This is a genomic window from Pseudomonas sp. Root329 (assembly GCF_001424925.1).
GTDB lineage: Bacteria > Pseudomonadota > Gammaproteobacteria > Pseudomonadales > Pseudomonadaceae > Aquipseudomonas > Aquipseudomonas arabinosi.
Window position 1 is genome coordinate 235,290 of sequence record NZ_LMCV01000012.1, and the last position, 25,361, is coordinate 260,650.

Consider the following 25,361-nt stretch of genomic DNA (forward strand, 5'->3'; position numbering starts at 1 on the left):
TGCTGCAAAAGCACTTCGACAAAGCCAGTCGGCGATCAAGGGCCCAGCAACGGCAGAGGGTTTTTGAGCCGGGTCTCTGCCTGATGGGTCCCACTCAGCGCTGCCGTGGCGAGTTCGCTGTGGAGCCGATGTTAGGCATAGGCGGCGGGGTGGAAGAATCTGAAAATTCAAATGAATACTTCAGACTTTCGTCAACAAATAGCTAGCTATTTATCGCGTTTTTCAAGGGGGATTTTATGGGCGAGTAGGTGTCTACGCTGGCTATTAGCGATGGATGCCATTGTTACGGCATCATTTTGAAGAGTCCCAAGCGAGACCGGGGCGTTGATGGCTCGCTTCTGGCTGTAGATTCAACCGGTCGATGCAACAGATTGGCTAAATCGTTCTGCGGGCGTTTCGTGGTTTAGTGTTTTTCGAGGGCGGCTATTTAGCTGCCTTGCCACTTCATTGAGCGTGGCGTGCGAAACAGGCCAAAACAGCCTGGGCTCAATGTCCATATTCAACGTAGGGATCCAAGTAGAAACCTTGCGTATCCCAGTTGATTCGATAAATCACTTCTTTCCCAGGCTTGATGTTGGCCGCGAAAGTTTTGATCGCGACACCAGCACATAATCCAGACTCGGCTAGCCCGGTGCCGAGGTTCACTTCACCGCCAGGCAAAACGAAAGATGCCTTCTGGCCGGGACCTATCTTGGCTGCGCGCTGACCGTCAATGTAGAACACGACGTCACATCCCGCACCGACAAGCCCGTCATCACGGAGAATGGTCAGGCGTCCCGGATCTTTCGAACCCTGGCTTTTGAACGCGTACATCTCATAGGCCGGCACTGGCCGCGCTTCAGAAACCCGCATAGGTGATGTTGCGCAACCGCCCAAGGCCAGCAAGAGCGCCCCCGTTGCGATAATCCTTCGCATAATTTTCCCTCCTGAAAAGGGCGAATGTATCAGAGCGTCATACTGCTTTGCTTCATAAAGCCATTCGCCAAAAACACCATCGCCAAGTACTACCAAGAGTGTCTGCTTTTGGCTGGTTTCTGCCCGTCGCGACCTGTTGAATCCACAACCCATTGCGCACATTGACTAACGATTAAACCATTTGTGTGGATGCCCATGGTTTAGTAAGAACCCCAGCGTGTGCTGGATGTTGGCGGTGAGCGTTAGGCAAATGAAGATAAGCCGAATATTCATTCGGCCTGCTCCATCTCGTAGCACTCCCATTTGCTACCCAAGGCTTCACGGTAGGCACCCCAACCAGGCGGAAGGTTTGCAATGTCGATCAATGTTGGATCGTGCATCGACGATGCATTCCATGCTGACTACAAGGGCATCAGATGGGACATTAGTTGTGCCACAGGTGAATGACCAAGAATGATCATCACCGTAATGGACTACGCGCAGGATAGGGAGTCCTTCCCGCAGTGCCTGTCGTGTCGTTACGGCTGCAACATTCTTCGCTTGATCGAACGTCTAATCGTTTCGCATATGTTTGAGAAGCCTAACTAGAGATATAAGTGACGTAGCGCTTTTTGCCGTTTGGGTCTGATAACGCATCATACCCATGCGTCACTCCTCGTCTACTTGTGAGCGGCTGCTTCTGGCCCAGGCTGTGTGAAAACGTTTTGGAGCAGGTTTTACAGTCAGGTCTGGAACGAAAATCGCGTTCCTACGCAAATTTCCGGTCTACTGATAAACCAAACGCTGGCAGATTTTACGTAGCAACGCAGAGTTCAAAACGGCGCATACGTTTTCACACAGCCTCGGCCGATAGCTGCCCATCGCGAAATCGTGCCGCCACCTTCGACACCCGCCTGCGATAGCAGCGAATCCCACTGTATGCGCACGCAATGGTTTTGAAAGGCTTCGAGGGCATCTGCCCTCGCGCGGTTGAGTTCACTGACAGCTAGCCACTTGGTAGCCGATCGACGAGGAAATCCACTAAAGACTTCACCCTTCGGATCGGCGTGCCAATGGTAGTGACCTAAAGAAGCGACTAAATGTTGTGTTGGATCTCCAGCATCCTGAACGTCACTTTTCCGCCCTCGGTGGGATAGCCGGTGTTGTCCTGCACATACGCACCCGCTTTGAAATACAGTGGTTTGGTCTTCCAGCTCGGGTCGATGGTGGTTCTCCAGTTGTTTCCTGCTGCGCTGATGCCCAGCGCGCCCTTCGGGCTGAGGTGGATCTGGTAGGAAAAGTTGCAGTCGAGCGGCACACCCGTCGCAATGGTAATGACCTGGCCCTCTTCATCGTCGGGGCGCATGCGCACCTTGACGACAATGTTTCCCGTCGAAGTCGACGTTTTGTATTGGTATTCCAGCTTCACCATGGGGCTGCTGCTGTCTTTGTTGTGAATCTGACCAATCACGATCTTGCCGGTGCTGGGCACCTGATTGACGGTCAGACTCGCCCGCAGAATGTTATCCGCCGCTGAATACTGCCAGTTGCGCAGCGTTCCATCGCTATAGGTTTCCCGCAACTCGCTGCGCGGGTAAATAGCGTTGGCCGTCCTGGAACCGGTCACAGGTGCCCAGAAGGAAAGGGTAGCGGCTTCAGAACTGAAATACTGGTCCTTGAAGCCTTGCGCCAGTCGAGGCGTTTCTATGGTAGCCGGTGGGCTGCCTTCAGGGATGCTTAAATTCCAGGTGGCGAGGTCGATCATGTCAATAATCCTGTACGCGGGTAATGTTGCGGCCACAGTTGCGCTCGAACCGACGCTATTGAGCTGTGTCAATGGGGTCTGCTGATTAGGAAATCCGTATGGCGGTAGATTGACGTCAAATGTTCGTCGATGTGGCTATTGCAGGCTTTGTGCCTACGGGGTCACCGTTAGTCGGCTATTTTGGGAGTTGATGGAACTAATCCGGGTTCCTGAAACGCACTCAGTGCGAGGCAGGTCACTCAGACCAGCCGAGCGCCACCGTCGATGTTTAGCGTGGCGCCGTTCATAAAGGTGTTGGTCATCAGGAAAACGGTAGCGGCGCCTGCTTCAGCGGCGGTACCGATGCGATGCCCATATACGCTCTTCGAACGCCCGACGCAGGTAGTTGATTTCAGCGTCCAGCACCTTGCCCGCCACAAATGTGCCGGCGAGCAGAACCAGATGATCCACGTGAGGGATGTCCGCCAAGGCGGCGTAGACGGCATCGCCGTTGGTGACATCAGCGGCGCGATCTTTACGAACGGGCGCTACGAATTCTGCGCGAGGTAGAGGACATCGAGCAGGCAGCAGTGGCCTCGCGCGCTGAGCCCTCCGGCACCTTGAAAGTGACCGTGCCGCCGCGTATCGGGCTGAACGAATGTGAAGGCGTTTGTGAGTTTCCTGAACGAGCTATTTCCCAGCCCTACCGCGTGGGACGAGATCGTAGCGCAAAGCTGGACGTCCGCTTTTTCGGCCGATTGCTGCCTGTTGCGATGCGCAAAGCTAAGTATCGGTGCCGACGCTTTCACATAGATTGGAGGCTGGTTTTGATGGTCGTGACCACACGGTTACGGCCTTCGTGTTTAGCGTGATACAGGCGTTGATCGGCTGTACGCAGAATGGCCTCGATGGTGTCGCCGTCGCGGCCGGATTGCGATACGCCGATGCTCACGGTGACCACGGTTAACCGCTGCAGGCCATGAAAAGAATTATTTGCAACGGTGTTTCGCAGACGCTCAGCGATGACGTGCGCGCCTTCAAGTGAAGTCTGAGGTAGCAGAATCATGAATTCTTCCCCGCCCACTCGGGCTACGCCGTCATACGGCCGGATCGAATCGAGGCATTTCTCCACGAAATCTTTCAGGATGTCGTCGCCAACCTGATGCCCGAAACGATCGTTGATGGACTTGAAATTATCCAGATCGAGTGCCAACACGGAGAATGGCTCACCGCCACGCTTGGTCCGGCCCATTTCGACTTCGAGCCGCTCCATGAACCGACGCCGATTATCAGCACCCGTCAGTGGATCGGTGGCCGCAAGGTGCCCGAGTTCTTGATTGGTGCGCTGGAGTTCCTGCAGGGCGCTCTCGGTATACGCCATCGCTTCGGCAAGACGCACCATCAGCTCTTCTTGGCTGTAGATCTTCGAGAACGACCGCGTGGTGAGGAACGCTTGCACGACCCCATAGCTCAACATGAAGAATCCACCGGCGAAGATCGCATGAGCGAGCCACCACATGTGGTTCCACGGACGTGCAAGGATGAAGGCAAGCGATGACAGCGCGAACGCGGTGACCGAGACGACAAAAATCATCATCAGCGGCGAACGGATACGGCGCAGCAGGAGTATTGCCACGGTCAATGTGGAAAGAACGAGGGCACCACCTTCCATCGAAAGGCGCACCGCGAGATTGCCGGCGATCGGTGAATTCGCGACGTACGCCACTGCCACGTCAACCAGCAGGAACAGTCCTATCCAGGTCAACCACGGGCGGGCCTTCATTCGTTGGTCCGCGGCATCAGGTGGGCGGTGGTACGACAGCATTCCGACTAACAGCAGAATCGACATGACCAGTCGAGAGGCCGGTCCATACAGCAGGAAGAGCCAGATATTGTGGTGTGCAAGCCCGGTGAACGCGCCATGCAGCGCGTAGATCAGTACAAAACCGAGAAAACCAAGCGTCATCCATCGCAGCAGCGGATCTCCCGATGACTGATAGCAGCGCCACGTGACGTAAGTCACAAACAGGCCCGCCAAGGTGGCTGCCGTGATCGCAATGATATGGAACAGGTGGTTTTCGAAAATAAGGGTGGGGTCTTGAAAGACGTATAAGTAGCCAATCAGATAGGCCGGAACAAACGCGAATCCTGCGAGCAGAAAGTAGGCATAAACCTTGACCATGAGGCGGACGGCTTCAGGTGGCTCGCCGGTGGCGATGAGATTGCTCATGGTTCCCTCCAAGTTGAAATCTATTTAGCCATCACCGGTCCGGTGTTGACTCCAAAGCCGCCTGCATGCCACCGGTCCCACACATCATTACGCAGATAGGGGATGGACCGACCTATGGCATTTCAATATTAGACTCCTTGCCGATTTCTGCTGCACAAGCAGGTAAAAATGTTCACGCGAACGCAAGGGGCGCGCTAATTGATCTGCACAATGACCGGGCCTTCCGTGACGACCGGCGGGTTCGTGTGGATGTGCGAGGCGTTTTTCTGAATCCAGTCGCGAGCGACTTTCATGCTCTCATCGGTGCCGGCCTTGTCCGTGCAAACAGTCACCGACATACCACCATCACCGAGCGGTAGCAGTGTGTAGCTTGCCAGGCCAGCCACTTTTCGGAGGGCAGCTTCGACGTCGTCCTTTTGCTTTTCTAAAACATCGAAAAGCTGCTTTGCACCAGGACCTGAGTAGGTTCTTATGACCGCATACATAGTCGTCTCCTTTGTGATTTACCGTCTTGATACCCATCCAGATCCGCTGATGGCCGCTGATGTGTTCAGCTTAGTCAAACGCCGGTGACAAGCGAAATGCAACGACCACCGGCAGCTCCTGGCCTATAGCTGCATAGCAAAGTCGATAGGTCAGATATTGACCCATGCAGAGGGTGGGCGACCCCGCACTTAGTGCCGTCAACGCCACTACAGATCCCGAGCCCAGGTCTGGCTGACGAGGTCTTTTCCGAAACTGCGTACCTGTTCCTCTTCGACCAATTGAAAACCTGCCTTTTGATAGAGCTTTCGGGCATCGGAAAGCACGCTGGTTGTCCAGAGCATCATGCTCCTGTAACCAGCGCCCCGAGCAAATCGCAGACTTTCTTCAAGCAACCGATTGCCGATTCCAATGCCTCGGGCACTTGCATCCACGTAGAGCATTCGCAGTCTGGCGGTCGTCTCGTCATGTCTGACGACAAAGACCGAACCGATGACCTTGCCATCTTTTTCCGCGATCCAGCATCGCTCGCAGGACTGATCGAATTCACGAAGGTATTTGGCGACTATTTCTGCCACCAGCGCTTCGAATTCTGAATTCCATCCGTATTCGCGGGCATATAGTTGAGCTTGCTGCTGAACGACAATCCCCATATCACCCGCTTCAGGATCGCGCAGGAGGTAGGAGGGATCTCTGTCGCCTAATAGCGCCTGTATCCGTTTCATGGCTTGGGTCAATTGCTCTTGCTGTGGCTCAGGCAAGCCTTGCAGCATCAACACGACTTCCTCGCGAGCGGCTTGCTCCAGCGAGGCCAGCACGGTGCGACCAGGATCGGTGAGCTGGATTTGAGATGCTCGGGCATCGCTTGCCGAGCGAGTCCTGCCAATCAAGCCTTTTTTCTCGAATCCACCGATGACTCGGCTAACGTAGCCGGCGTCCAGGCCGAGCATCTGACAGAGGTCCGAACTCTTCAGGCCAGCACTGGCGCCTAATTCATAAAGAATGCGAGCCTCGGTCAACGAAAATTCGGCCTTAAGCAGGTGCTCTTGCAGCGCGCCGATCTGATGGGTGTAGAACCGGTTAAAGCGGCGTACCGTTTCGGCGCGCTCAGTAATGGTTGCGGACATGGAAAATCCCCATATAGTTGCTTTTGGCAATTATATGGTTGACTTAGGCAAGTATGTCAATCCTGCGATGATCAGTTGCAACGACCGCTTCTGACCCAGGCTGTGTAAAAACGCAGGTCCTGTTTTGAAGTCCGCGTCTCTACGTGCAATCTCACAGTGATTGGCAGATCAGAGGTGCTGAAATTTGGGTAGGCGCTCGGTTTTCGTTCTGATTCGGACCTTCAAACCCGCTCTAAAACGTTTTTACACAGCCTGGACCCATTGCAGCCATTGAGTCCCTCACCCATGACTGCCGAAGGCTGCTACGGGTCTTGGCTAGCCGAGCAATCCTTGGGCTCAATGGGAATGGCGAGGAGGCCCGTTTTCCGGGATGACGCGCCAGTACAGGGTCGCCGGTTCCAGGCAACCGCCCGTGGACAGCTGGCCGACCAGTTGCCGGTAGAGTTCCTGCCAAGGCGTTTGCGAGGGGGCGAGGGCGGGTAGCGGTTCCTGGCGACGTGCGTCCAGTTCGGCTTCGTCCACCAGCAGGTTGACGCTGCGCGCATTGAGGTCGACACGCAGGCGGTCGCCGGTACGCAGCAACGAGAGGCCGCCGCCCACGGCGGATTCCGGCGACATGTTGAGAATCGACGGGCTGGCTGAGGTGCCGCTTTGGCGGCCGTCACCCAGGCACGGCAGCGCGTCGATGCCGGCTTTGATCAGCGCTGATGGCGGCGCCATATTCACGACCTCGGCGCTGCCGGGGTAGCCGACGGTGCCACAGCCGCGAATCACCAGGATACAGCGCTCATCAATGTCCAGGGCCGGATCGTTGATCCGTGCCTGATAGTCTTCGGGGCCCTCGAAAACGATGGCGCGCGCCTCGAAACAGTTGGGTTGTAGCGGGTCGCTGAGGTAGGTGCTGCGAAAGGCTTCGCCCACCACCGACATCTTCATGATTGCACTGTCGAAGAAATTGCCGCTGAGCACGATGAACCCGGCGCGATGCTTGAGCGGGTCTTCGCACGAGCGGATCACGTCGCGGTCGCCGGTCACTGCGCTTTCGACGATCTCGCCCATGCTGCGCCCACTGACCGAACGGCAGTCGCGGTGCAGACGGCCAACCTTGTCCAGCTCATGCATCACTGCCGGCACGCCGCCGGCACGGTGAAAGCTTTCTCCCAGGTATTCACCTGCCGGCATGCAATTGACCAGCAGCGGCACGTCTTCGCCGACGCGCTGCCAGTCCTCCAGCGACAGGTCGATACCGCTATGGCGGGCAATCGCAATCAGGTGCGGCGGGCAGTTGGTGGAGGCGCCCAGCGCGGAGGCGACGGCGATGGCGTTTTCAAACGCGGCGAGGGTCATGATGTGTGAAGGACGCACGTCTTCGCGCACCAGGTCGACAATCCGCAGGCCGGTGGCATAGGCCATCTGCCCGCGCTCGCGGTAAGGCGCCGGGATGCTCGCGCAGCCGGGCAGCGACATGCCCAGTGCTTCGGCCAAGGCGTTCATCGACAGGGCAGTGCCCATGGTGTTGCAGTGGCCCACCGACGGTGATGAGGCGGTGGTCAGAGTCATGAACCCCTCGTAATCGATCTCGCCGGCGCTGAGCAGATTGCGTGCATGCCACAGCACGGTGCCAGAGCCGATCCGCTGGCCCTTGTGCCAGCCGTCGAGCATGGGCCCGCCGGACAGGACGATTGACGGCAAATCGGTGGTGGCCGCCGCCATCAGGCAGGCCGGGGTGGTTTTGTCGCAGCCGGTGGTGAGTACAACGCCATCGAGCGGGTAGCCGTGCAGCACTTCCACCAGGCCCAGGTAGGCGAGGTTGCGGTCCAGCGCCGCCGTTGGCCGGCGCGATTGCTCGGCGATCGGGTGCACGGGGAATTCCATCGGGATGCCGCCCGCGTCGCGGATGCCGTCCTTGACCCGCTTGGCCAGTTCGATGTGATGGCGGTTGCAGGGGGTCAGGTCACTGCCTGTCTGGGCGATACCAATGATCGGCCGACCCGATTGCAGTTCAGCGCGGGTCAGGCCCTGGTTCATGTAGCGTTCCACGTACAGCGCGGTGAGGTCGGCGTGGCTGGGGTCGTCGAACCACAGCTGACTGCGCAGACGGCGTGGGGTTGAATCGGTCATGACAGGCTCCATCAGGTTATACAGGCATATGGTTTTGGCGGCGCAACTGGCGGATCAGTCCGGCGTGGTCGAGTTCGCCGTCGCCGGCGTCGACCATGGCCTGGAACAGGCCGTCGACCAGGCTGGCCACGGGCAACGTCAGGCCCAGTGTCCGCGCTTGCGCGAGGGCAGTGCGGGTGTCCTTGAGTTGCCATTTGGCGGGGCCGCCGGGGGTGAAATCGTTGTCGAGCATGCGCTGACCATGCTGACGCCAGATCGGCGAGTCGACGAAACCGCCCAGCAGCGCCTCGTGGACCTTGGCTGGGTCAGCGCCGCCGCGCTCGGCCAGCAGCAGGCCCTCGGCGACGGTGGCGATGGTGCTGGCGACGATCAACTGGTTGACCAGCTTGGACAGCTCGCCGGTGCCGGCCGGGCCGACGTGCACGGGGCGGCCCATAGCGGCCAGCACGTCGCGGCCCTGTTCGAAGGCCGCCGCTTCGCCGCCGACCATGATCGCCAGGCTGCCTTCGCGAGCGCCCCGTTCGCCGCCGGAAACCGGTGCGTCGAGGTAGCGCAGCCCTCGCGCTGCACACCGGTGCGCCTGCTCGAGCGCGGTTTCGACGGGAATCGAACTCATCACGATCACCAGTGCCCCCGCCGCCAATGCCAGCGCGGCGCCGCCTTCGCCGAACAACAGCTGATCACAGGTCGGGCCATCGCTGAGCATGCAGATCAGCACCTGTGCGCCGTCTGCTGCTTGGGCCGCCGTCTCGACAATCTCGGCGCCGTGTGCGGACAGTTCCGTCGCCTTGGCCGCCGACCGGTTCCAGGCCCGCACCGGGTAACCGGCCTGCAGCAGGTTGCGGACCATGGGCTTGCCCATGATGCCTGTACCGATAAACGCTACGGTTTGAAGGGTCATGCCTTGCCTCCCAGTGCTTGAGCCGGAGTGATAGACGCGCCGACCTGCGACACCTTATTGCGTGGCATCAACACCATGCCCAGCCCGCCGGCGCCGACCAGTGCGGCAATGACCAGGAAGCCCGGCGTGTAGCTGCCGGTCATGTTGAACAGGAGCCCTGTCAGGTAAGGACCGACGAAGCCGCTGAGGTTGCCGATGGAATTTATCAGGCCAATCCCTGCCGCGGCCCCGACTCCGGTCAGCACCTGTCCCGGCACGGCCCAGAACACGTTGATTGCGCTGTACACGCCCATGGCCAGCAACACGAAACCGATGACGATGATCCACGGCTGGTTGAGCAGCAGCGCCACAGCGATGGAGACGGCAGCCAGCATCGCCGCGCCGCCCGCATGCCAGTGACGCTCCTGCAGACGGTCTGAGCGGCGGCTCCACCAGATCATCGCGACTGCGGCGACGGCGTAGGGGATGGCAGTGATCAGCCCGTTTTGCATCAGGCCGATCTCCAGCCCAAACGAGACACGGAACGACGCCAGCACGGTGGGCATGAAGAAGTTCATGGCGTTGGAACCCGAGGTGATGCCGAAGTACACCAGCGCCAGCATCCACACCTGACGGCTGCACAGGGCCTTGCGGATCATCTGGCCCTTGGTCGGTTGCACGCCCACCACCAGCGGTTTGCTGCGCTCTTCCTGCTCGAGGGTGTTGATCAACCATTGCCGCTGTTCGGGGGTCAGCCAATGGGCATCGGCCGGGCGGTCGGTGAGATAGAAGTAGCAGACCACTCCCAGGATGATTGCAGGGACGGCTTCGACGATGTACATCAAGCGCCAGCCGACGAAGCCCCAGGCGTCGCCCAGTTGCATCAGCCCCACCGACAGCGGCGCGCCCAGCACCTGGGCGATGGGCACGCCGAGGTAGAAGGTGGCGATCATGCGGGCGCGGTAACGGCTGGGGAACCACAGCGACAGCAGATAAATTACGCCGGGGAAGAACCCGGCTTCGGCAATGCCCAGCAGCACGCGCAGGGTGATGAAGTGCCCGGCCGTCTGCAGAAACCCCATGGCGCCAGCGATGATGCCCCAGGTCACCATGATCCGCGCCAGCCAGACCCTGGCGCCGAAGCGGTGCAGCAGGATATTGCTCGGCACTTCGAACATGAAGTAGCCGAGAAAGAAAATCCCCGCTCCCAGGCCATAGATGGTCTGGCTGATGCCGATATCGTCGTTCATCCGCAACGCCGCGAAGCCGACATTGTTGCGGTCCAGGAAGGCCACCACGAACAGCGTGATGAGAAAGGGAATCAGGCGCTGGGTCACGCGCTTGATAGTCTGTTTTTCAATCTCCGAGACATCGGGGTGTGGAGTCATCATGTCGCACCGCCTCGCATTATTTTTGTTGTTGTTTTCATGGTTGCAAGCGTGAATCGGGCCTTGCCTGCCGCTAGCCTGCGGTGGAGTCCTCAACATGGGCGCGCACGATGGCGTCGAAGTCGGCGTCGGCAGTAAAGCCCAGGGCGCGTGCACGTGGCGCCTCGACCTGGCTCGGCCAGCTTTCGACGATGCGCTGTATGGTGGTGTCCGGCTCCCAGCGAATCAGCTTGACCACCTCAGCGCCTGCCACCCGTTGCAGGGCGCTGACCATGTCGGCGACGGTGGTGGTCACGCCGGGCAGGGGAATGATCCGCTGATTGCCCAAGGTCTGTGGTGACAGGGTCATGCCGAGCAACATCGATTCGACAACGCGGCGTGGCGAGGTGAGGTACACCTGCGTGTCCGGGCGCACCGGGCAGACCGCAGGCTGACCCACCAGCGGTTCGCGGATGATCGAACTGAAGAAGGTCGAGGCTGCCTTGTTTGGCTTGCCGGGACGTACGGCCACCGTGGGCAGGCGCAATACACGCCCGTCGACAAAGCCCTTGCGTGCATAGTCGGCCACCAGCAGTTCGCCGACCGCTTTTTGCATGCCATAGGACGATTGCGGGGTGAGCACGGTGTCGTCGTCGACAACCTCGGGCAACTTGCCGCCAAACACCGCGAAGCCACTGGCGTAGACGAAGCGCGGCGTATTGCCTTGCTTGCGCAGGGTTTCCAGCAGCGTCATCAGACCGTGCAGATTGACCTGCATGCCCAGGTCGAAATCCGCCTCGGCGGCCGAACTGACCACCGCCGCCAGGTGCCACACAAGGTCAACGCCATCGGTGACCCGCGCCATTACCTCGGGGTCGGCAACATTGCCGGTGACGAGTTCGATGCGTGGGTCGCTGGGCAGGTCTTCGCCGGCAAAGGCGTCGAACAGCACAATGCGCTCAATGGGGCGGGGCGCCTGGCCTTCGAGGGTCAGGCTGTTCAGATCCAGCAGGCGCCGGGCCAGTTGCTTACCGATAAAGCCGGTGCCGCCGGTGATGAGAATCCGCATGTCTTGCTCCTGTTTCTTATGATTGTTCGCAAGGCTTGCCTGGAGTCAGTCCGCTTGAACCGTGCGCTGGAGTTGCTCGCCAAGGCCCGCGATGCCCAAGCGCATTTCCTGGCCGGCGCGCAGAAATACCGGGGACGGTTTGACACCCAGACCTACGCCTGGTGGCGTGCCCGTGGAGATGATGTCGCCCGGCTGCAGCGACATGCAGCGGCTCAGGTAGGCGATCAACGCGGGGATCTGGAACACCAGCGTGCGCGTGTTGCCGTTCTGGTAGCGATGCCCGTCGACTTCCAGCCAGAGATCGAGCTGATGGGGATCGGCGATTTCGTCGCGGGTCACCAGCCAAGGGCCGATGGGGCCGAAGGTGTCGAAGCCTTTGCCCTTGTCCCAGGTGCCGCCACGCTCCAGCTGCCATTCGCGCTCGGATACGTCGTTGATCACGCAGTAGCCGGCAACGTGCTCCATGGCGTTGCTTTCGTCTATGTAGCGACCGCCCTTGCCAATCACCACACCCAGCTCGACTTCCCAGTCGGTCTTGGTCGAACCGCGCGGGATCTCGACGTCATCAAAGGGACCGCAGATGGCGCTGGTCCATTTGTTAAACACCACGGGTTCAGTGGGTACCGGCATGTTCGATTCTGCCGCATGGTCGGCGTAATTGAGGCCGATGCAGATGAACTTGCCCACTTGGCCGACGCAGGCGCCGATGCGCGGCGAGCCGCTGACCAGTGGCAGGCTGTTGGGGTCGAGTTTGCCCAGGGCAGTCAGGCTAGAGAGGTCCAGGGCCTTGCCGGCCACATCGGAAATATGGGCAGACAAATCGCGAATATTTCCTTGAGTGTCCAGCAGGCCGGGTTTTTCCTGGCCCTTGTCGCCATAGCGCAGTAGTTTCATACGAGGAATCCTGAATGGGAGAAAAAAGGGTCAGACGCTCATCCCGCCATCGATGATGTGTACGCCACCGGTGGTATAGGCACTGGCGTCGCTGGCCAGGTACAACGCCAGGCGGGCGATTTCTTCGGGCGTGCCGATGCGGCCCATGGGCTGGCGGTCGACAAAGGCCTGATACACCTCCGACTCCGAACGGCCCTGTTCACGCGCCTGTTCGGCAATGCGTTGGCGCAGGGAAGGCGAATCGACAGTGCCGGGGCAAATGGCGTTACACCGAATGCCTTGGCGGACGTAGTCGGTGGCCACCGATTTGGTCAGGCCGATGACGGCGGCCTTGCTGGCCGTGTAGGCAAAGCGGTTGGGCACGCCTTTCACACTGGAGGCCACCGAGGCCATGTTGACAATACTGCCACCGCCCGCCGCCAGCATGCCCGGCAGGAACGCGCGGATCATGTGGTACATGGCGCTGACATTGAGGGCGAAGGAGCGCTGCCAGGCCTGTTCGTCGCAGTCGAGCAATGCTCCGCTGTGCACGTAGCCGGCACAGTTGAACAGCACGTCCAGTGTGCCCACCTGTTGGCAGATCGCATCGATGGCCGAAGGCTGGGTCACGTCCAGTTGCAAGGCCCGGATGCCGGGGATGTCCTTCAGCGCTTCGATGTTCAGGTCGGTGGCGATGACCTGGGCGCCGGCTTCCTGGAAGGCCAGCACCGATGCGCGACCTATGCCTTGAGCCGCGGCGGTGATCAGAACGCGTTTGTTGGCGAGGTTCATGGTGGTTTTCCATTGTTATTGTTTGGCGCAATGGCCAAAACCCTAGTGCTGCTCGCCGATAAGCGCCAATGAGATATTCTCAACCACCAATAACCGGAAGTTATCAAATGGCCGGCGTCGCCTTTAGTTAAACTTCCAGCCGCCGGAGTCGCTGTGATAACCCGTGGTTATCGGTTGATCGAATCATGTCATTGGGCAGCTGGCGATCGGCCTACTAGAGTGCACGACGCCCTACCGTAAGGGCGGCAACCGCTCAGCAGAGGCGCGCATGAGAACAATAAAAAGCTACAAGACGCTGACCATCCTTTTTCTGTTCCTGATCGGCGTGGTCAACTACCTGGACCGCAGTGCGCTGTCCATCGCCAACACCTCCATCCAGAAAGACCTGGCCATCAGCCCGATGCAAATGGGCATCATGCTTTCGGCCTTTTCCATCGCCTACGCCTTCTCGCAGTTACCGCTTGGCGCCTTGATTGACCGACTGGGCAGCAAGCTGGCGCTAGGCGGCTCGCTTATTGTCTGGTCGGTGGCACAAGCGGCCTTCGGCCTGTTCAGCAGCTACGGCCAGCTGGTTGGCTTGCGGGTGCTGCTGGGCATTGGTGAGGCACCGGTCTTTCCCTCGGCAGCCAAGGCGCTGTCGGAGTGGTTCGACACTCAGGAGCGCGGCACGGCAACCGGCTGGGTCTGGTCGTCGACCTGCATCGGCCCATGCCTGGCACCGCCATTGCTGACGGTGTTCATGGTGAACCTGGGCTGGCGTGGCATGTTCGTACTCACCGGTATCATTGGCCTGGTGCTGGCCGCGTGCTGGTTCACCTTCTACAAGAGCAAGGCGCAGTACATGGCCGAGACGGGCCGCGCCGAACCGCTGCCAACGCCGGCCCAGCGAAGCGCGGCGCCGCGGGTGCGCTGGACGGCGCTGTTCAAGGAGCGCAATACGTGGGGCGCCTTTCTCGGTTTCATGGGCGTGATCTACATGATCTGGCTCAACCTCACCTGGTTGCCCGGCTATTTTGAACGTGAGCACGGCCTGGACCTGTACCGTACCGCCTGGGTGGTGTCGCTGGCCTATTTGTTCGGCGCGGTGGGCACCATCGTCGCCGGCAAGGCCTGCGACCGGCTGGTAGCGCGCGGGTTGAAGGTACTCGCCAGCCGCAAGCTGATGGTGATAATGGGTTTGCTTGGCGGGGCGCTGTTTACCCTGATCGTGGCATTCACCACCAACGTGGTGGCCTGCGTGGTACTGCTGTGCCTGACGATGTTTTTCATCAATATTTCCAGCGCCACGGCGTGGATGATCGTCAACACCATCGTGCCGTCGGAGCGGGTGGCGTCTTTCGGCTCGATCCAGAATTTTGGCGGGTACCTGGCGGGCTCCATTGCGCCGATTCTCACCGGGTTCAGCGTGCAGCAGAGCGGTTCGTTCAGCGCGGCGTTCGTGATCAGCGCGGTAGTGGCGGCGTGCTCGGCCCTGGCGTATTTCGTACTGCTCAAAGAGCCGACGGCGAAAGCACCACCGTTGGCGACGGTCGACGGCGCTCACGCTGCGGTATGAAACGTTCGTAGCAAGCTGCCCGTCAGGTGATGTCTGAGTCCTGTTCAGTCCCGCGTAGATTCCGGTTCCTCCAGGTGATCGATGTGCTTGAAGCGCTCAACCAAAAAATCGATCAGGCTGCGTACCCGCGCCGACAGGTGCAACTGTTGCGGGTACACGGCGTAGACATCGGCGCGGGTGGGGGTCTGATCCTCCAGCACCAGGCGCAAGCGGCCACTGCGCACGTAACGGGCAATGTCCCATTCGGCCCGCAGCAGAATGCCGTAACCTTCCAGCGCCCAGTTCAGGGCCACTTCACCGTCGTTGCAGCCCAAGGCTCCGCGCACTTTGATGTTTTGCGTGCGCCCACCGTTGGTGAAACTCCACACGCCGTAGGGCGTTTCGTTTTGCCGCAGGAAGATGCAGTTGTGTTGCTGTAAATCCGCCAAGCGTTGGGGCACGCCGTGCTTTTCCAGGTACAGCGGCGAGGCGCATAACAGACGGCGGTTGGACGCGATCTTTCGGGCATGGAAGGCGGCGTCCGGCAGCGTGCCGAAACGAATTCCCAGGTCAAACCCGTGAGTCGTCAGGTCCAGCGGGTGGTCGCTGATTTCCAGCTGTATTTCCACCTCCGGGTACTGCGCGAAGAACGCGCCCAGGGCCGGGCCGATGTAGCGCCGACCGAATCCCAGCGAAGCGTTGACGCGAATCAGGCCTTTAGGCGTCGCCCGACTGCTGCTGATCAGCTGCTCGACCTCATCGATCTGCGTCAGGATGCGCGCGGCATGGGAAAAATACAGTTCACCTTCCGAGGTCAGGCTCATCGAGCGCGTGGTGCGGTTGACCAGGCGGATGCCTAGCCGTGCTTCCAGCGCGGTCAGGCGTTTGCTCACCGCAGGCGGTGTGACGCCGAGCTCGCGAGCCGTCGCCGCCAGGCTGCCTTTGTTGGCCAGCAGGTAGAAAAAAGACAAATCCAGGGTTTGGCTCATTGGTAACTCAAATTCATCTATGTAGTGATTTGGAGTAACTCACGCTCATCTGTTCACTACATATACTCCGCTCACACCCTGATTGAACACCCCCGTTCGACAGGCACAACAAGAACGTGACGAGAGTGGAGTTAATTGATGAGCGCATACAAAATTGCTGCGGTTCCAGGTGATGGTATCGGTGTAGAAGTGATCGCCGCGGGCGTCGAGGTGCTGCAAGCCTTGTCGACAAAGTCCGGCTTCGAACTGGATTTCAAACACTTCGACTGGAACTCGGACAACTACCTTAAAAACGGCTACTACATCCCGGAAGGTGGCCTGGAAGAGCTGAAAACCTTCGACGCCATTTTCTTCGGCGCTGTCGGTGCGCTCAATGTACCGGATCACATTTCGCTGTGGGGCCTGCGTCTGCCGATTTGCCAGGGCTTCGACCAATACGCCAACGTGCGCCCGGCTCGCGTACTGCCAGGGGTCAAAAGCCCGCTGCTCAATGGTGATCAGATCGATTGGGTCGTGGTGCGTGAAAACTCCGAGGGCGAGTACTCCGGCAACGGCGGTCGTGTCCACCGGGGGCTGCCCGAAGAAGTCGCCACCGAAGTGTCGGTGTTCACCCGTGCCGGGGTCGAGCGCATTCACCGTTTCGCTTTCGAACTGGCGCAAAGTCGTCCGCGCAAGCACCTGACCATGGTCACCAAATCCAACGCCCAGCGTCATGGCATGGTGCTGTGGGACGAGATCTTCTACGAAGTCGCCAAGGACTTTCCGGACGTCAGGATCGACAAGGAACTGGTCGACGCCGTGACCACGCGCATGGTGCTCAAACCGTCGACGCTGGACGTGATCGTCGCCACTAACCTGCACGCCGACATCCTGTCTGATCTGGCCGCCGCGTTGTCCGGCAGCCTGGGCATCGCGCCGACCGCCAACCTCAACCCGTCACGCAAATTCCCCTCGATGTTCGAACCGATCCACGGCTCGGCCTTCGACATCACCGGCAAAGGCGTGGCCAACCCGATCGCCACATTCTGGACAGCGGCAATGATGCTCGAACACCTGGGCGAAGCGGCCGCGGCGAAGCACCTGATGTCGGCCATCGAGGCGGTGACCGAGAGCGGTCTGCATACCCCGGATCTGGGCGGCACGGCCACCACCCGCCAGATCACGGATGCGGTCATCAAGTTGATCAAACGCTGATTCAAGCTGCGGCACAACGCCAAGGGGCTGATCACCGGTCAGACCCCTTGGTATTTCCTGACAACAATAAAAAATCAGGGCCCTGTCATGAAAAGAATATTCGGCAAACTTTACGTACAAGTGCTCATCGCTGTGATCCTCGGCGCCATCGTCGGGGTGTTCGTGCCCGAAACCGGAACAGCGCTCAAACCCTTGGGCGACGCGTTCATCAAACTGATCAAAATGCTCCTCGCCCCGGTGATCTTCCTGACGGTGGTCACGGGCATTGCACGCATGGAGAACATGAAGGAGTTGGGGCGTGTCGGCTTTCGTGCGCTGATCTATTTCGAAGTGGTGTCCACCCTGGCGCTGGTCGTCGGCCTGGTGGTGGTCGACGTGTTCAAACCCGGCGCCGGCATGAACATCGATGTCGCCACGCTGGATACGTCCAGCCTGGCTACCTACACCAGCGCCGTGAAGCATGCGTCGTTCATGGACTTTGTGATGAACATCATCCCCGACACCATCGTGGATGCCTTCGCCAAGGGCAACGTGCTGCAAATATTGCTGTTCTCCATCCTGCTGGGCATTGCCCTCGCGCATGTCGGGCCTCGTGCCAAGGTGTTCGTCGACACGCTGGACAGCCTGATGCAGGGCATGTTTCGCATCGTCAACATGGTCATGCGTCTGGCACCCATCGGCGCCTTCGGGGCGATAGCCTTCACCATCGGCAAATACGGCTTTGGCTCGCTGTTCTCACTCGGCAAGCTGATGGCCTGTGTCTACCTGACCTGTGCTGTGTTCGTGATTTTTGTACTGGGCCCGATCTGCCGCTACAGCGGATTCAGCCTGTGGAAGTTTCTGAAATTTATCAAGGAAGAACTGTTTACTGTCCTCGGCACCAGCTCTTCGGAATCGGTGCTGCCGCAGATGATTTCCAAGATGGAAAAGGCCGGTGTTTCCAAACCCGTCGCCGGCCTGATCATTCCCTCAGGCTTGACCTTCAACCCGGACGGACAGGCGATCTACTACACCATCGCCGCGATCTTCATCGCGCAGGCCACGAACACACCGCTGACCCTGACGGATCAGTTGATCGTACTGGCCGTGCTGATGTTTACCTCCAAGGGCTCTGCCGGTGTCACCGGCTCGGGATTCATCATTCTGGCAGCGACGCTATCGTCCCTTGGCACCATTCCGGTGGCGGGCATGGTGCTGCTGTTGGGCGTCGACCGGTTCATGTCGGAAGCGCGTGCGATCACCAACACCATCGGCAATGGCGTCGGGACAATGGCCATTGCCAAATGGGTCGGGGCGCTGGACACCGTGAAAATGCACAAGGCGTTGAATGGTGAGGTCGAAAGGGATAAACCCGCGACGGCTCAGGCAGAGGTTATTTCTGCTCATTCAGCGCCTGGTTAACTGAGCGTGTTCAAAGTTTGTAGCCGATCTGCCGCAACAGGTTCTTGCGCCACAGGATGTCTTCCTCGCCTTCAATGCCACGGGCACAGTAGCCATCCACCACGCCCAGAATCGCTCGTCCTTGGTCCGTCTCGGCAAGAATCACCTCGGTCGGATTGGCCGTTGCACAAAAAATGCGGCACACCTCCGGGACCATTTTGACGACGTTCAAAACGTTTACGGGATAGAAGCCATCGTCGAGGAAAATGATGAAGCTATGGCCTGCGCCGATGGCTTGGGCATTGCTCCGGGCCAGTTCGATCATGGCGGTATCGGTGCCAGACCAGCGCACCAGGCATTTACCGGAGGCTTCGCAAAAGGCCACGCCAAAGCGGATACCTGGTACGGCATTGACCAACGCTTCGTGGATGTCCTCGACGGATTTGATGAAGTGGGTCTGACCGAAAATGAAGTTCGTCGCTTCCGGTTTGTCGATTTTCAACGTGATGAGTTGCATCTCGAACGCCTCCTTTCACGATGTCGTTATTCTTCAGCCTAGCGTGAGAACGAGCCGGGCGTTGAGCATCGATGCGTTTGATACTTGAACATACAAAGCGCCCCGGCGCTGACACAGTGCAGATACATCGGTGCGCTTTCATGGGCCAGTCCCACACTCATAGAGAGATTTGCCATGTACAGCAAACTGCAGCATGTCGCGAAGTTCCTCAGTCAGAGCGCGCGTTTAATGGTCGGCGTGCCCGATTACGACAACTACATTGCGCAAATGGCGCTCAATCATCCCGGCGAGCCGGTCATGAGCTATTCGGCGTTTTTCCGTGAGCGTCAGGAGGCCCGTTTCGGCCGTGGGAAATGCAATACCCGTTGCTGCTAGAACTTCGTATAGTTCAACGCATCGACCACCTTTACGGTCAAAAGAAGCCGCCACCATGCACACCATCGGACTCATCGTTTACCCCGGGTTTCAGGTGTTGGGCCTGGCCATGTGCGCCACGTTCGAATTGGCCAACATGGCCACCGACGAACCGGCGTACAACATTGCCCTGCTGTCCGAGTACGGCGGTACAGTGCAGACCTCCGCCGGGTTTGGCGTGGAAACCTCGGCGTTCGACCAGCGCTCGTTCGACACGCTACTGGTGCTGGGCGACAACCTGATCCGTCCGGTATCACCGGGCATGGTGGCGTTTTTGCGCAACGCCAGTCGGACCACCCGGCGTCTGGGCTCGATCTGCACCGGCGCCATTGCGCTGGCCGAGGCCGGTTTGCTGGACGGTCGGCGGGCCACCACGCACTGGTGCCATGCACCGGCGCTACAGAAGGCGTACCCGAAAGTGAAGGTCGAAGAAGACCGGATCTTCATCAACGACGGCAATATCTGGACGGCTGCGGGCATGAGCGCTTGCGTTGATTTGGCACTGGCCCTGGTTGAAAGCGACCTGGGCGCGGAGGTGGCGCGGCGCGTGGCCCGGCAATTGGTGGTGTACCACCGGCGCGCGGGAGGGCAGTCGCAGTTTTCGGTGATGCTCGAACTGGAGCCCAAGACCGATCGCATCCAGGCCGCGTTGGCCTATGCCAAGCAGAACCTGAAGTCCGCGCTGTCGGTCGAGGAACTGGCCAGCGCCGCCAACCTCAGCCCTCGACAGTTCAGTCGCGTGTTCCACGCCGAAACCGGGCAATCACCGGCCAAGGCCATCGAAAACCTGCGGGTGGAAGCGGCGCGTCTGATGATGGAAACCGGTCGGCACCCCATCGACGTGGTGGCGACCGATACCGGTTTTGGCGATCGGGAGCGGATGCGTCGGGCGTTTATCCGAGCATTCGGCCAGCCACCGCAGGTCATTCAGCGAGCCAATCGCGGGTGATGCTCAGGATGTCCTAAAAGGTGGTGTATTCGACATTTCGGCCTAAATATTATTGGCGTAATTTTGATCTCGTTGAAGTCCACTCCCTCAATGAGATCACCGTCATGACCCTCGTCAAAGCCGCCGCCGTACAAATCAGCCCAGTGCTCTATAGCCGTGAAGGCACCGTCGACAAAGTGGTGCAGAAGATTCTCGAACTCGGCGAGCAGTGCGTGCAGTTCGCCGTGTTCCCGGAAACCATCGTGCCTTACTACCCGTATTTCTCGTTCGTTCAGTCGCCTTTCGAAATGGCGGCTGAACACCTCAAACTGCTGGATCAGGCCGTCACTGTCCCTTCGGCTGCCACCGAGGCCATCGGTGCCGCCGCCAGACAGGCCGGCATGGTGGTTTCCATCGGCGTCAATGAACGTGACGGCGGCACGCTGTACAACACGCAGTTGTTGTTCGATGCCGACGGCACCCTGATTCAGCATCGCCGCAAGATTTCCCCGACCTATCACGAACGCATGATCTGGGGCATGGGCGATGGCTCAGGCCTGCGCGCCACCGACAGCGCAGTAGGGCGCATCGGCCAACTGGCCTGCTGGGAGCATTACAACCCGCTGGCTCGTTATGCCTTGATGGCCGACGGCGAACAGATCCATGCGGCGATGTACCCGGGGTCGTTTGCAGGTCCGTTGTTTGCTTCACAAATGGAAGTCAGCATTCGTCAGCATGCATTGGAGGCGGCCTGCTTCGTGGTCAACTCCACGGCCTGGCTGAACCCTGAGCAACAGGCACAAATCATGGCCGACACGGGCTGCCCCATCGGCCCGATTTCCGGTGGTTGCTTCACCGCAATCATCAGCCCGGACGGCGTGGTGCTGGGCTCGCTGACTGAAGGCGAAGGCGAGGTGATCGTCGACCTCGACATGAGCCTGATCGACAAGCGCAAACGCATGATGGATTCGCGCGGTCACTACAGCCGCCCGGAACTGCTGAGCCTGCTGATCGACCGTACACCAACGAGCCATGTGCATGAACGCAGTGCACATCCGAAATTGGCGGTGACCGATACCGTGGAAGAACTCAGTCGTTAAACGGCAGATACAAAAAAGGGGACTCTGGAAGTCCCCTTTTGCTCGCCTGGTCTTACAGTTCCATACCCAAAAAGATCAGCGTGTTGCCATGTGCCTCAACCGCTGCGCGCTGGTTGTAGCTGTCGCGGTGCGAGCAGTTGAAGCCATGTTCGGCTTCCGGATACACGACAATTTCCACGTTATCGTTGGTATCGAAACGCTCGGCGATTTTCTCCACGGCTTCCAGTGGGATGTGGCTGTCCTGTTCACCGAAGTGCATCAGCAGCGGCACTTCGATTTCATCGGCCCGGTCCAGCTGATTCTGGATTCCGCCGCCGTAATAGGCGATGGCCACGTCCACCAGCCCATTGGCGGCGGTGTGGTACGAGAGCAAACCACCGAAGCAGTAACCAATCGAGGCGATCCCGCCGTCCAGACCCGGCTGGGCTTTCAAAGCGTCGATGGCCAGTTCGATATCTTTCTGCGCCTTGCCGACGTCGGTGGCGTTCATCAACTCGACCGCGCGTTTCCAGCCGGTCTCGTCGTAACCCAGTTCGATGCGCGCGCCGCTGCGCCAGAACAGGTCCGGTGCGATGACCAGGTAGCCGTCGGCGGCGTATTGTTCGGCGACCGAGCGAATGTGTTCGTTCACGCCAAAGATTTCCTGGATCAACACGATCCCCGGGCCTTTGCGGGTGTGCGGAATGGCCAGGTAAGCGCCGAATTTACCGTCGGCGCTGTCGATTTCGATCCATTGGGTGGTCACGCTCATGGTGGCTCCTGTCTTCGCATGTGAGTGGGGTGAAGCTGGTTGGGGCTGTCAGTCGTCGATGCTGGGTTCTTGACGTTATCGAGTCCCTGGCGCTTTAGCGGTTATCGCGACGCCAGAAGACTCGAGCCAGCAGCGCATCAAGGCTAAGCTTGCCGGCACCCGAGAGCAACAGCGGCATAAAGGCCGCGAGGTAGATCAGCGGCAGTTTGAAGTTGCCGTGACCCTTGTTGCTGATGGCGTAACCCTGAGCAAGCTCACTCAATGTAGACCAATCGGCCGGCCAGTGAACGGCAGCGGTCGCGACAACCGTGACCACGATCAAAATGATCGCCGAGATACGCGTTCCCAGGCCGACCAGTATGGTCAGGGCGCAGATCAGTTCGGCCCACATCGACAGTTCCCAGTTCAGCGTGGCCGGCACGTGGTTGAAGGGGAACGGGAAGCTGTCCTGAATATCGGCGAACCAGTTTTCGCCATTGAATTTTTCCAGGCCTGATTCGAAGAACTCCCAGGCGAGGAACACCCGCAGGGTCAGCGGCGCAATCCAGCTACCGGCACGGTCGAGGTTCAGGTGCAGGCCTTTCACGGCCGATGAGAGTGAGGTGGTCATGGGCTTGATCTCCGTTCAGTCGGGGAAGTGGGGCAACGCGGTGCCCCATGCAAAGGGTTACTCGCTGGCGCCGCACTTGCCTTCGCCGCATTTACCTTCCGCCGGTTTTTCTGCCGTGTCGGCCTGGACCTGGCTGTAGCCGTGGGCCAGTTGTTTCATGCTGAACGCCTCGGACTCGGAGGCCGAAGCCACGTTGGACAGGGCCAGGCCGCCAGCGATGATCAGGCCGAGGGTCAAAGAAGAAGTCGAGAGCTTGAACATGGTGATACTCCGTAGCATTGAGTGAGTTGAGCGCTTTGATCGGCGTGGCCAATCGACAGGCACAGTTCATCAAGCAGGTGTATCTGCGATGTGTCTTTGGCGTGGGGTTTTAGGGGCGGGGTGTGTCGGAGGGGGCGCTGTACACACTCCGATACACAGCCAACACAAAACCAATGTGGGAGCGGGCTTGCTCGCGAAGGCGGTGTGTCATTTAACAATGATGTCGACTGACACACCGCCTTCGCGAGCAAGCCCGCTCCCACAGGGGGGGCAGTGGTGTCTCCGGAGATAACTGTGATCCGGTCGCGACCGCTGGCGTCTAGCGTCTGTGTCCCCGCAATCCCATGGGGCGTGACTTCGGAACCCGGCATGCAAGCGCTGTTGAACGAGATCCTTGACGCAGTACGTCCCCTGATCGGCCAGGGCAAGGTGGCTGACTACATTCCCGCCCTCGGCACGGTGCCGGCCGATCAGCTGGGCATTGCGGTGTATGGCAATGACGGCGAACTGTATTGCGCCGGCGATGCCCACACGCTGTTCTCGGTGCAGAGTATTTCCAAGGTGTTCAGCCTGGTGCAGGCCATCGGACACTCCGGCGAAGCCATTTGGGAACGCCTGGGTCACGAGCCTTCCGGCCAACCGTTCAATTCGCTGGTGCAACTGGAATTCGAGCGCGGGCGCCCGCGCAACCCCTTCATCAATGCCGGTGCGCTGGTGATCTGCGACATCAACCAGTCACGCTTTGCCGCGCCGGCACTGTCGATGCGCGATTTTGTCCGTCGGCTGTCCGGCAACCCGCAAGTCATGGTGGACGGCAAGGTCGCCGAGTCCGAATACCAGCATCGCGCGCGCAACGCGGCGATGGCTTATCTGATGCAGTCTTTCGGCAATTTCCACAACGACGTCGAAGCAGTACTGCGCAGTTATTTCAGCCATTGCGCGCTACGTATGAGCTGCGTGGATCTGGCGCGGGCGTTCTGTTTTCTGGCCAATGACGGTTTCTGCAAGCACAGCGGCGAACAGATCCTCACCGCCCGCCAGACCCAGCAAGTCAACTCGATCATGGCCACCAGCGGCCTCTACGATGAAGCCGGCAACTTTGCCTATCGCGTCGGTTTGCCCGGCAAGAGCGGTGTGGGCGGGGGGATTGTCGCGGTGGTGCCGGGGCAATTCACGGTGTGCGTCTGGTCACCGGAGTTGAACGCCGCCGGCAACTCCCTCGCGGGCATGGCCGCGCTGGAGTTGCTGAGTCAGCGGATTGGCTGGTCGGTGTTCTAGACACGGTGGCGCCGGGTCAGGGCGGCAACGCTTCGATCCGGCTGCGCAAACGCGCCAGCGTTTCATCGTCCAGCACCGTGGTGATGCCCAGGTGCTCTTTTGCCTGAAAGAGGTTCATCGCATCCCGGGTCTGTTTGCCGACGATGCCGTCGACGGGGCCGGGATGCCAGCCCAGGTATGTCAAGTAGGTTTGCGCCATACGGATTCTCAGGTCCGGCGTCCCGCCATAGGAGAACTTCTGATACGCCGCGCTGAGCCGCGCGTCGTAGTTGTTGATCGCGTAGTTGGGGCCGTTGTAGCGGCGTGCAAAGTTGGCCCAGTCCTTGGCCCGTAATGCCGCGACTGACCCGCCTTCGATCAGCGTGCCAACGGTGCACAGCAGTTGTTGGTTTTCGGACACGACCATCCGCTTGATCATCGTCTCGACATCCGCCGAATTTGTCTGCGCAAAATTGAATCCCATGATCTGCCCCAGGCCCCACGATGTACTTTGCAAGGCTGCGTTCCTGTTCAGGCCGACAGCCAGGTTCAGACGGTCATATTGATGCGGCCCCGTTGCACCATAGTTGCCGGGGGGGGGTGCTGCTGAGATCCGAGTGTTGCGCATCAAACTTCTGCTGGGTCAAACGACTGAATACGTGGCGCTCGTAAAGGATTTTCGGACGGCGATCGGGATAGAACCCGTTGCCGGAGGTTTCTACTGCCAAAACAGCCCAGAGTTGCGCGGCACTGACTTTGGCAAGGTCCAGCGCAGCCGCCAGACCTTCATCGTCAAGGGCCGCTCCATGGCTTGTGAATTCATCGCTCATGACGGCCTCCTTGGAA

At 59.5% G+C, this 25,361-nt stretch carries 26 protein-coding genes; 7 read left to right on the top strand and 19 right to left on the bottom strand.

Features of this window, described 5'->3' with window-relative positions:
- Positions 1-486 precede the first annotated feature (486 nt).
- The 12 genes from ASC74_RS12585 to ASC74_RS12640 form a co-directional block, all read right to left on the bottom strand.
- A complete protein-coding gene (locus ASC74_RS12585; RefSeq protein ID WP_330219783.1) occupies positions 487-1,011 on the bottom strand; it encodes a hypothetical protein in 525 nt (174 codons plus the stop codon).
- Between the two features lie 979 nt (positions 1,012-1,990).
- Complete coding sequence (locus ASC74_RS12590; RefSeq protein WP_046048980.1) at positions 1,991-2,659, bottom strand: polysaccharide lyase family 7 protein; 669 nt, start codon at positions 2,657-2,659, stop codon at positions 1,991-1,993.
- Positions 2,660-2,986: 327 nt separating this feature from the next.
- A complete protein-coding gene (locus tag ASC74_RS32360; protein ID WP_269084616.1) occupies positions 2,987-3,109 on the bottom strand; it encodes a hypothetical protein in 123 nt (40 codons plus the stop codon).
- 334 nt (positions 3,110-3,443) lie between these two features.
- A complete protein-coding gene (locus ASC74_RS12600; protein WP_056741665.1) occupies positions 3,444-4,868 on the bottom strand; it encodes a GGDEF domain-containing protein in 1,425 nt (474 codons plus the stop codon).
- 194 nt (positions 4,869-5,062) lie between these two features.
- Positions 5,063-5,353 (bottom strand): hypothetical protein, encoded by a 291-nt coding sequence (locus tag ASC74_RS12605; protein WP_056741666.1) that lies wholly within the window; start codon positions 5,351-5,353, stop codon positions 5,063-5,065.
- Positions 5,354-5,560: 207 nt separating this feature from the next.
- Positions 5,561-6,478: a bifunctional helix-turn-helix transcriptional regulator/GNAT family N-acetyltransferase gene (locus tag ASC74_RS12610; protein WP_056741667.1), complete on the bottom strand. Its 918-nt coding sequence runs from the start codon at positions 6,476-6,478 to the stop codon at positions 5,561-5,563.
- A gap of 336 nt (positions 6,479-6,814) precedes the next feature.
- Positions 6,815-8,599: an IlvD/Edd family dehydratase gene (locus ASC74_RS12615; protein ID WP_056741668.1), complete on the bottom strand. Its 1,785-nt coding sequence runs from the start codon at positions 8,597-8,599 to the stop codon at positions 6,815-6,817.
- Between the two features lie 16 nt (positions 8,600-8,615).
- Complete coding sequence (locus ASC74_RS12620; protein WP_056741669.1) at positions 8,616-9,500, bottom strand: NAD(P)-dependent oxidoreductase; 885 nt, start codon at positions 9,498-9,500, stop codon at positions 8,616-8,618.
- Positions 9,497-10,870: an MFS transporter gene (locus tag ASC74_RS12625; RefSeq protein WP_056741670.1), complete on the bottom strand. Its 1,374-nt coding sequence runs from the start codon at positions 10,868-10,870 to the stop codon at positions 9,497-9,499. The genes ASC74_RS12620 and ASC74_RS12625 overlap by 4 nt, the downstream gene beginning before the upstream one ends.
- A 70-nt stretch (positions 10,871-10,940) precedes the next feature.
- Positions 10,941-11,915, bottom strand: coding sequence for a D-erythronate dehydrogenase (denD, locus tag ASC74_RS12630; protein WP_056741671.1), 975 nt, complete (start codon positions 11,913-11,915; stop codon positions 10,941-10,943).
- A 45-nt stretch (positions 11,916-11,960) separates the two neighbouring features.
- Positions 11,961-12,809 (bottom strand): ureidoglycolate lyase, encoded by an 849-nt coding sequence (locus ASC74_RS12635; RefSeq protein ID WP_056741672.1) that lies wholly within the window; start codon positions 12,807-12,809, stop codon positions 11,961-11,963.
- Positions 12,810-12,839: 30 nt separating this feature from the next.
- Complete coding sequence (locus tag ASC74_RS12640) at positions 12,840-13,580, bottom strand: SDR family oxidoreductase (RefSeq protein ID WP_056741673.1); 741 nt, start codon at positions 13,578-13,580, stop codon at positions 12,840-12,842.
- Between the two features lie 268 nt (positions 13,581-13,848).
- Here ASC74_RS12640 and ASC74_RS12645 point away from each other — a divergent pair, with 268 nt between their 5' ends.
- On the top strand, positions 13,849-15,135 hold the full coding sequence (locus tag ASC74_RS12645; RefSeq protein WP_056741674.1) for an MFS transporter: 1,287 nt from the start codon (positions 13,849-13,851) through the stop codon (positions 15,133-15,135).
- Between the two features lie 44 nt (positions 15,136-15,179).
- Here ASC74_RS12645 and ASC74_RS12650 read toward each other — a convergent pair whose 3' ends face one another.
- The gene (locus tag ASC74_RS12650) at positions 15,180-16,103 is read right to left on the bottom strand and encodes a LysR family transcriptional regulator (protein ID WP_056741675.1); all 924 of its coding nucleotides are present in this window, start codon (positions 16,101-16,103) and stop codon (positions 15,180-15,182) included.
- A 138-nt stretch (positions 16,104-16,241) separates the two neighbouring features.
- On the opposite strand from ASC74_RS12650, the gene ASC74_RS12655 reads away from it, so the two are divergent.
- Positions 16,242-17,297 carry a tartrate dehydrogenase gene (locus ASC74_RS12655; protein ID WP_056741676.1) on the top strand — a complete coding sequence of 352 codons (1,056 nt, stop codon included), beginning with the start codon at positions 16,242-16,244 and terminating at the stop codon, positions 17,295-17,297.
- 87 nt (positions 17,298-17,384) lie between these two features.
- Entirely contained in the window at positions 17,385-18,698 is a 1,314-nt protein-coding gene (locus ASC74_RS12660; protein ID WP_056741677.1) for a dicarboxylate/amino acid:cation symporter, read from the top strand.
- A 10-nt stretch (positions 18,699-18,708) separates the two neighbouring features.
- Here ASC74_RS12660 and ASC74_RS12665 read toward each other — a convergent pair whose 3' ends face one another.
- Positions 18,709-19,194 (bottom strand): adenosine-specific kinase, encoded by a 486-nt coding sequence (locus ASC74_RS12665; protein WP_056741678.1) that lies wholly within the window; start codon positions 19,192-19,194, stop codon positions 18,709-18,711.
- Positions 19,195-19,368: 174 nt separating this feature from the next.
- Between ASC74_RS12665 and ASC74_RS12670 the strand changes: the two genes are divergently transcribed.
- The 3 genes from ASC74_RS12670 (at position 19,369) to ASC74_RS12680 (ending at position 21,636) form a co-directional block, all read left to right on the top strand.
- Positions 19,369-19,569: a YbdD/YjiX family protein gene (locus ASC74_RS12670; protein WP_056741679.1), complete on the top strand. Its 201-nt coding sequence runs from the start codon at positions 19,369-19,371 to the stop codon at positions 19,567-19,569.
- 55 nt (positions 19,570-19,624) lie between these two features.
- On the top strand, positions 19,625-20,557 hold the full coding sequence (locus ASC74_RS12675) for a GlxA family transcriptional regulator (protein ID WP_056741680.1): 933 nt from the start codon (positions 19,625-19,627) through the stop codon (positions 20,555-20,557).
- Between the two features lie 104 nt (positions 20,558-20,661).
- A complete protein-coding gene (locus tag ASC74_RS12680) occupies positions 20,662-21,636 on the top strand; it encodes a nitrilase-related carbon-nitrogen hydrolase (protein WP_056741681.1) in 975 nt (324 codons plus the stop codon).
- A 52-nt stretch (positions 21,637-21,688) separates the two neighbouring features.
- Here ASC74_RS12680 and ASC74_RS12685 read toward each other — a convergent pair whose 3' ends face one another.
- The 3 genes from ASC74_RS12685 to ASC74_RS12695 form a co-directional block, all read right to left on the bottom strand.
- Positions 21,689-22,387 carry a dienelactone hydrolase family protein gene (locus tag ASC74_RS12685; RefSeq protein ID WP_046048965.1) on the bottom strand — a complete coding sequence of 233 codons (699 nt, stop codon included), beginning with the start codon at positions 22,385-22,387 and terminating at the stop codon, positions 21,689-21,691.
- 94 nt (positions 22,388-22,481) lie between these two features.
- Positions 22,482-22,997 carry an HvfX family Cu-binding RiPP maturation protein gene (locus tag ASC74_RS12690; protein ID WP_056741682.1) on the bottom strand — a complete coding sequence of 172 codons (516 nt, stop codon included), beginning with the start codon at positions 22,995-22,997 and terminating at the stop codon, positions 22,482-22,484.
- Between the two features lie 57 nt (positions 22,998-23,054).
- Positions 23,055-23,258 carry an HvfA family oxazolone/thioamide-modified RiPP metallophore gene (locus ASC74_RS12695; RefSeq protein WP_046048963.1) on the bottom strand — a complete coding sequence of 68 codons (204 nt, stop codon included), beginning with the start codon at positions 23,256-23,258 and terminating at the stop codon, positions 23,055-23,057.
- 369 nt (positions 23,259-23,627) lie between these two features.
- On the opposite strand from ASC74_RS12695, the gene glsB reads away from it, so the two are divergent.
- A complete protein-coding gene (gene glsB, locus ASC74_RS12700; protein WP_046048962.1) occupies positions 23,628-24,536 on the top strand; it encodes a glutaminase B in 909 nt (302 codons plus the stop codon).
- Between the two features lie 16 nt (positions 24,537-24,552).
- Here the strand turns inward: glsB and ASC74_RS32365 are convergent, their stop codons facing one another.
- Both ASC74_RS32365 and ASC74_RS32370 read right to left on the bottom strand, forming a co-directional pair.
- Positions 24,553-25,143 carry an N-acetylmuramidase domain-containing protein gene (locus ASC74_RS32365; protein WP_269084617.1) on the bottom strand — a complete coding sequence of 197 codons (591 nt, stop codon included), beginning with the start codon at positions 25,141-25,143 and terminating at the stop codon, positions 24,553-24,555.
- The gene (locus tag ASC74_RS32370; protein WP_269084618.1) at positions 25,073-25,345 is read right to left on the bottom strand and encodes an N-acetylmuramidase domain-containing protein; all 273 of its coding nucleotides are present in this window, start codon (positions 25,343-25,345) and stop codon (positions 25,073-25,075) included. Before ASC74_RS32370 ends, ASC74_RS32365 begins: the two co-directional genes overlap by 71 nt.
- Positions 25,346-25,361 lie beyond the last annotated feature (16 nt).